This is a genomic window from Butyricicoccus sp. AM78-15b2TA (assembly GCF_027665985.1).
In the GTDB taxonomy this organism is placed as follows: Bacteria; Bacillota; Clostridia; order Oscillospirales; family Butyricicoccaceae; genus Agathobaculum; species Agathobaculum butyriciproducens.
In genome coordinates, this window is sequence record NZ_JAQEHY010000004.1 from 246,355 (window position 1) to 253,251 (window position 6,897).

Here is a 6,897-nt window from a genome sequence, read left to right on the forward strand (position 1 = left end):
AGGCGGTCACTCCGTTTCCGGCGGCACAAGCTCGCCGTTCAAGAAGCGCAGCTGCTCGCCGGGCGGCGTCTCGTGCAGCGTACCGTCCATGTTCAGCTCCATCTGCTCGTTTTCCTCGAGTGCGGGCAGCGCAGGAAGGTCCTCGATGCTTGCCAGTGAAAAGCTGCGCAGGAACTGGTCGGTCGTGCGGAACAGCATGGGCTTTCCGGGCACGTCCAGCCGCCCGGCCTCCTCGATGAGCCCCTTTTCCGCCAGACTGCTCACCGTATTCGATGAATCGACACCTCTCAGCTGGTCGATGAACGCGCGCGTCACCGGCTGGCGGTATGCAATGATGGTCAGCACCTCAAGCGCCGCAGGCGACAGCGCAGGCGGTCTGCGCGATTCGGTCACGCGGCGCACATACGGCCCGTACATCGGCCGGGATGCCAGCTGCAGCTTGTCCTCGATACGCAGCAGCATGATGCCGCGGTTCTCGAAGTCGTAGCGGTTCTCAAGTGCAGCCGCCGCGTCCAGCAGCTCCGCCGGTGCGGCCTCGAGCGCCGCGGACAGCCGTTCCAGGGTAACCGCATCGCCTGCCGCGAACAGCACGGCCTCCAGTCCGGCCTCGAGCGCCGTCATGCTGCCGTTATTTTGTGTTGTCATTTGTCAGCATCAGCTCCATCTCCTCGCCGTCCCCTTCCAAACGGATTCGGCGGGTCTTGGATAATTCCAGCACTGCCAGAAAGGTAGCCACGATCTCCGAGCGGTTTCTCGCGTCGTCGAACAGCCGCATAAACGGCACGCGCATCCGGTACAGAAAGCGTTTGAGAATCGCGGTGACGCGTCCCTCTACCGGTGCAGGCTCCCGCCCGACAATGCCCTGAAACGAGATCACCGGCGGCGGCAGGCGGCGCTTGGTGCGGCGCAGCATTTTGTTTGCCGCGCGGATGAGATCGTTTACCGTGTGGTGATACTCCACCGGCGCATCATCCTGCCGTTCGGGCGGTTTGACGTAGATATCACGGCCGTTTTCGTTCTTTTCCGCAAAAAACGCGGTCGCGCTCTTGAGTCTCTGGTACTCGAGCAGCATTTCGACCAGCCCCGCTCTCGGGTCCTCCTCGGCCTCGTCCTCCTCGTGCTTCGGCAGCAGCATCCTGGACTTGATGTACACCAGCTGCGCCGCCATTGCGATGAAGTCACCGGCAACGTCCAAATCCATGTGCTCGGCCTCATGCAGAACTGCCATGTACTGCTCAAGGATTTCCGCGATGGGGATATCGTAAATGCTCACCTTGTTTTTGGAAATCAGGTGCAGCAGCAGGTCGAGCGGCCCGTCAAAGTTGTCTAAATGAAAATCCATAGCTTACAGAAACAGGCTGACGAAGTTTACCGCCAGCATGAGAACGCCGTTGCCGACCCAGTCCATAATGCCGTCCAGCCAACCGAACCAGAGCGCCACGATAAACACGAAAAAGATGATATTCTGGTACTTCTGCAGCTTGAGTGACCACGAAAACGGCAGAAAAGCGTCAACGACGCGCGAGCCGTCCAACGGGTGCACCGGAACAAGGTTGAACACACCCAGACCGATCGACATGCTCGCAACGATGAGCAGGAACTGCGACAGCGACCACAGGAACGTATTCGCCATGTTCATGCGCACCACAAAATACAGGCAGTACGCGATAAAGGCGGTAATAAAGTTGGATACCGGACCGGCAAGCGCAGTCAGCGCCATGCCCCAGCGTCTGTTCCTGAAATTGGCGATATTGACCGGCACCGGACGCGCCCAGCCGAAGCCGAACAGCAGCAGGCACAGGAAACCGATCGGGTCGATATGCGCCATCGGCGACAGCGTTACGCGGCCGGAATCACGCGCGGTACGATCGCCGAGCAGATAGGCAGCACCGCCGTGCGCGGTCTCGTGGATGGACAGGCACAGCACGATCGCGGGCAGCGAAAGCGCCAGTGTGATAAATGCGGAGCGGATATCGCCGCTCATCAAAGCTCTCCAAAGCAAGCTGTTTCCTCCATTATTGCAGTGATTCTGATTCTATATTACCCTATAATGGATTATTATAACACGGATAGCGGTTGTTGTCACCCGAATATTTGTTCTGTACAACATTCGGCAGGATTTTGTCGTTTAATCGCAGGGCGGGGCGCTCCGAAGTGCCCTGCCCTGCATGATAACTTACCGAATGGATAATATCTTTGCTGCATAATTCTCCACTCAGTAAGTTTTAGCAGCACATTAACGGATTATCTGCTATAATTAACTTGTACATTTATGCACTTGGAGGCTTCGACATGAAACGACAGGACGGTAAACCGCGTTTATTCTCGTTTACGCTGCGGGATTTCCTTATTTTCGCGGCGATATTTATCTGTGCACTGGCGCTTTGCACCTTGCTGCGCCGCTCGGACATCAGCGACGGCTTCGCCTCTCCGGTATTTGTTCTCGCGGTGCTGCTCATCTCGCGCTTCACAAACGGATATCTGTTCGGCACGCTTGCCGCATTCCTGAGCGTTATCGGCATCAACTACATCTTCACCTTCCCCTACTGGGAATTTAACTTCACGATGACCGGCTATCCGCTGACGTTTTTCGTCATGCTGTGCGTATCGCTCATCACCTGCACGATGACCACCAAGATCAAGCAGCAGGAGCAGTTTCGCATGGAGAGCGAGCGCGAGAAAATGCGCGCCAACCTGCTCCGCTCGGTCTCGCACGACATCCGCACGCCGCTGACCTCCATTATCGGTTCAACCTCGGCCATTCTGGAAACGCCCGACCTGTCTCTCGAACAGCAGCATCAGCTGCTCGAGGATGTGCGCGATGACGCGCAGTGGCTGGTCCGCGTGGTGGAAAACCTGCTGTCCATCACCCGCATGGGCGAGGACACCCGGATCACCAAGCAGCCTGAGGCCGCCGAGGAGGTGCTCGGCGAGGTCGCCCGCAAATTCCGCAAGCACTATCCCGGCATCAAGATATCGGTGGCTGTTCCGGATGAGCTGCTCATCGTGCCGATGGATGCGATCCTCATTGAGCAGGTCATGACCAATCTGCTTGAAAACGCCGTTCGGCACGGCAAAAACACCACTCATATTGCGCTCTCTGTGCATCAGGATGGCGAAAACGCCGTCTTTGCCGTGCAGGACAACGGCGGCGGCATCCCGCCCAAGCTGCTGCCCGTGCTGTTCAGCGGAACGCTGCGCCACAGCGACACGCCCACCGGAGACGGCAAGCGCAATATGGGGCTGGGACTTTCTGTATGCAACGCCATTGTCCGCGCACACGGCGGCACGATGCACGCACAAAATAAGGACGGCGGTGCGGAATTCATCTTCTGTCTGCCGATGATAGAAAAGGAGCCGGAACTGCAATGAACATTCGAGAAAAAATACTCATCGTGGAGGATGAAAAGAGCATTGCGCACTTTATCTCCACTATTTTGAACTCCAACGACTACGAAACGCTGCTGGCCCGCTCGGGCAGCGAGGCAAAGACCATGATCTCCTCGCACTGTCCGGATCTGGTCATCCTCGATCTCGGTCTGCCGGATATGGACGGCATTGACGTCCTGCGCGAGCTGCGCTCGTGGTCGAGCCTGCCGGTGGTGGTGGTTTCCGCCCGCTCGCATGAGCACGATAAGGTGCAGGCGCTCGATCTCGGCGCAGACGACTACCTGACCAAGCCGTTCGGCACCGCCGAGCTGCTCGCGCGCGTGCGCACCGCCATCCGCCACACAAGAACCACCTCCGCGAACAGCGAAATTGCCCGCGAGGGCACCTACACGGTCGGTGAAATGACCATCGACTATAACAAGCATCAGGTGCTCGTCCGCGGCGAGAATGTCCACCTCACGCTCAGCGAGTTCCGTATCGTTGCGCTGCTCGGCAAGTTTGCCGGCAAGGTGCTTACCTACGATTACATCATCAAGGAGCTGTGGGGACCGCGAGCCGGCGGTGACAACCAGATCCTGCGCGTCAATATGGCAAATATCCGCCGCAAGATCGAGAAAAATCCTGCCGAACCGGAGTACCTGTTTACCGAGGTCGGCGTGGGATATCGTATGGCGGAAAACAGTGAAAATTGAGAATGGAAAATGTCGCTATCCTTGCGCGAGTTCCGTCCGCGCTGCGACGAGGTATCGCGCTATGCGCGTTATTTCATGCCGCGCATAGCGTAGTTCCGTAATGCTCAATCCTCCATTATCAATTCTCCATTCCTAAACAAAAAATCCCGAACCGTTTGGTTCGGGATTTCTTTGTTCAGGTAAACTCCGTCGGCGAATAGCTGCCGTCCGCGATCTGCTGCGCGACTTTGTCGCTCAGTGCGTTATATACAACGCCCGGCTCCAGCGTGATGCCGTGAATTGCGGCAAGCTGAGAGACCGTTACAAACGCGTAGGTCTTATCCGTGCGGCTCTGCAGCTCGTCGATCGCTGCCAGCGCACCCCGAACCGAAGTCTCATACAGGTCGTGCATCAGGACAACATCGCCGTCCTGCGCCTGCTCCACGATGACCTTCTTCACATGATCGGCATCGCGGTAATTCCAGTCCTCGGTGTCCACGCTCCAGTTGATGATCGGATAGCCAAGCTCTGCGGCTACCGCCTTAACATCCGAGTTGACGCCGCCGCCTACCGGACGCAGCACCTGCGGTGCCTGCCCTGCAATATCCTTGATCGCATTGGTCGCATCGTCAATCTGGCTGCGGATGTCATCCGTGCCGAGGCCGGTCAGGTGGCACATCGGATGATTCATGGTGTGGTTGCCCAGCTCATGGCCTTCGTTTACCATGCGCGGCAGCACATCCGATACCTCGGAGACACGCTCACCGACCATCAAAAACGTAGCGACTGCGCCGCGCTGCTTGAGACCGTCCAGCAGATAGTTGGTCAGGCCGTTTGGATAGCCGTCCTTCTTGCCGGTCGGACCGTCGTCAAACGTCAGCGCGATATAGACATCGGCCTCCGGAATATCGCCGTCCACAGCATCGCCCAGCTTATCCTTCATGTTCTTGAGGTATGCCTTCTGGCTGTCAAAGCCGTCAAGCGTTACGCCGGTGAACGAGAATACGCCGTCACCGAGATCGGTATACGTCTTGCCAAGGATCGCCGCAAGCACCTGCGGAGAAACGTAAAAACGGTTCTTATCCTGATCCGTGTAGGTGGAGAAGCCATTGCCGGAGGCGCGCTTGCCGTCCACCTTGGTCTTGCCATCGTCCGCATCCACGGTCGCGGTGGATTCGCCGCAGGTGACATTCCATGCGCCCTTGCCGTCGTCCTCGGCCTTGCCGCCGAGCGCGGTCATCGCGGCCTTGAGCGGGATATACGCCGTGCCGTCCTGATCGAGCACACCTGCACCCAGCTTTTTGCCTTCTTCCACCATGTGCTTGGTGCTGCCTTCATAGAGCAGCTGATCCGAGCCGGTTCGCATAACGATGCTGCCGCTCATCACCTGTCCCTCAGCCGGGCCGAGCACCTTGAGCGCATCATCCGTAATTTCACCGATCTTCTTATCGGTCAGTGCCTTTTTCGCCTGACTGATGATGATCAGATCGCCGTTTTCGGCGGCAACCTCGCCGGTCTGCCATGAAAGTGCCTGACAGATATCCTTGACCGGCGCATAAACCACGCCGTTCTTCTCCACCGGTGCGGAGGCAAAGGTCTCGGTCGCGTCACCGACCTGCAGGTTTGTATCACTGAGCTTAATTGTCAGCACGGTCTTTTTGAGTGTGATCGTGCCGGATTTGGCATTCTCGTCCCAGTTCAGCTCCAATCCGAGATTATCGCACAGCGAGCTGATGGACGCCATGCCGTTGCCCTGACTGTCACGGTAAGGCGCAGCGTCAACCTGTATCGTCTTGCCGTTCTTATATGCATTCGTGTTTCCCACCTGATACACCAGCACGTTGTTGCTGCTGACCACGTTTCCGACAATCGAGCGGACCGCCCGCACACCAAAGAAAATGACCGCAATGATCAGAATGATCAGGGCAAACAGCACACCGTAGTGACTGTTGCGCCGTCTGCGTCTGCGCCCTCTTCTATGCGGGCTGCGCGGCGCCTGCCGCGCCGATTCATATGCCATTTTTGTCATCCTTCCTATCCTTTTTATAATATATGCTGCTAAGATATAAGTATACCACCTTTCGACACAAAGCGAGGTTACAGTTCTGTTACTTTTTACAGCTTCCGCCCGCGCTTTTCCTGTCCTTTTCTGACGACAGACTTACGGCAGCACCGCACAATTAAAGCAGCGGTTCCTTGCGCGAGTTCCGTCCGCGCTGCCGCGGCTTCTTGCACAGGCTCCGGTCGCGCTGCCGCGGCTTCTTGCGCAGGCTCCGGTCGCGCTGCCGCGGCGCTTCGCCTTACAAATCCTCGCCCGCACTCCAGTTGACAAGATGAGGCGACTTTTTCGGCTGCACAGATGCCGGGTCGGGCACCTTTACACCGAAGAAATCATACCACTGACCGCACTGCTCGCACTGCCAAGCCGTTGCTTCGGTCTCGTCCATGATGAAAATCTCGTTTCCGCATTCACAATTCAGAATTGTCATGATACTTCCTGCTTTCCTGCTGTTGTATTTCTGCTATCAGTATAGCACAAGCCGCGCATAAAGTCGAATGCCAGCACAAAGAAAAAAGGGAGTGTTTCCACTCCCTTTCTGTGCGGTTACGGCAGCCTGAGCAGTCCCGCCTCGCGCAGACTGTCGAGCAGCTCGTTGAACCGTGCAACGATGTCGTCCGCACCGGTTGCGTCTGCTACCGATGCCGCCGGTTCCGGACTTGTACCGGCAGGGCCGGTCGGGCCGGTAGCGCCGACTGCGCCCGCTTCTCCCGCGGGGCCGGTCGGACCGGTAGCACCGACTGCGCCTGCTTCACCTGCGGGGCCGGTCGGGCCGGT

Annotated in this window: 7 protein-coding genes and 1 pseudogene; 2 read left to right on the plus strand and 6 right to left on the minus strand. The window is 57.7% G+C overall.

Translation table 11 applies throughout. The features are described 5' to 3' along the window. Nucleotides 1-6 precede the first annotated feature (6 nt). From scpB to PGS25_RS06210, 3 genes are read right to left on the minus strand one after another with little or no spacing between them, the layout of a single operon-like run. Complete coding sequence (scpB, locus tag PGS25_RS06200; RefSeq protein WP_270418007.1) at nt 7-645, minus strand: SMC-Scp complex subunit ScpB; 639 nt, start codon at nt 643-645, stop codon at nt 7-9. Continuing rightward, nucleotides 629-1,342, minus strand: a complete 714-nt coding sequence (locus PGS25_RS06205; RefSeq protein WP_270418008.1) for a segregation and condensation protein A — start codon at nt 1,340-1,342, stop codon at nt 629-631. Before PGS25_RS06205 ends, scpB begins: the two co-directional genes overlap by 17 nt. A 3-nt stretch (nt 1,343-1,345) precedes the next feature. Continuing rightward, nucleotides 1,346-2,002: a site-2 protease family protein gene (locus tag PGS25_RS06210; protein WP_270418009.1), complete on the minus strand. Its 657-nt coding sequence runs from the start codon at nt 2,000-2,002 to the stop codon at nt 1,346-1,348. Nucleotides 2,003-2,292: 290 nt separating this feature from the next. Between PGS25_RS06210 and PGS25_RS06215 the strand changes: the two genes are divergently transcribed. Next, nucleotides 2,293-3,372, plus strand: a complete 1,080-nt coding sequence (locus tag PGS25_RS06215; protein WP_270418010.1) for a sensor histidine kinase — start codon at nt 2,293-2,295, stop codon at nt 3,370-3,372. Further along, nucleotides 3,369-4,082, plus strand: coding sequence for a response regulator (locus PGS25_RS06220; protein WP_118361760.1), 714 nt, complete (start codon nt 3,369-3,371; stop codon nt 4,080-4,082). The genes PGS25_RS06215 and PGS25_RS06220 overlap by 4 nt, the downstream gene beginning before the upstream one ends. A 175-nt stretch (nt 4,083-4,257) precedes the next feature. On the opposite strand, the gene PGS25_RS06225 is transcribed toward PGS25_RS06220, so the two are convergent. From PGS25_RS06225 to PGS25_RS06235, 3 genes and pseudogenes are all read right to left on the minus strand, one after another. Next, nucleotides 4,258-6,081 carry a polysaccharide deacetylase family protein gene (locus PGS25_RS06225; RefSeq protein ID WP_270418011.1) on the minus strand — a complete coding sequence of 608 codons (1,824 nt, stop codon included), beginning with the start codon at nt 6,079-6,081 and terminating at the stop codon, nt 4,258-4,260. Between the two features lie 280 nt (nt 6,082-6,361). Further along, nucleotides 6,362-6,550 carry a hypothetical protein gene (locus tag PGS25_RS06230; protein WP_110436632.1) on the minus strand — a complete coding sequence of 63 codons (189 nt, stop codon included), beginning with the start codon at nt 6,548-6,550 and terminating at the stop codon, nt 6,362-6,364. A gap of 116 nt (nt 6,551-6,666) precedes the next feature. Then, nucleotides 6,667-6,897 (minus strand): annotated as a pseudogene (locus tag PGS25_RS06235) (collagen-like protein); the annotation flags it as partial.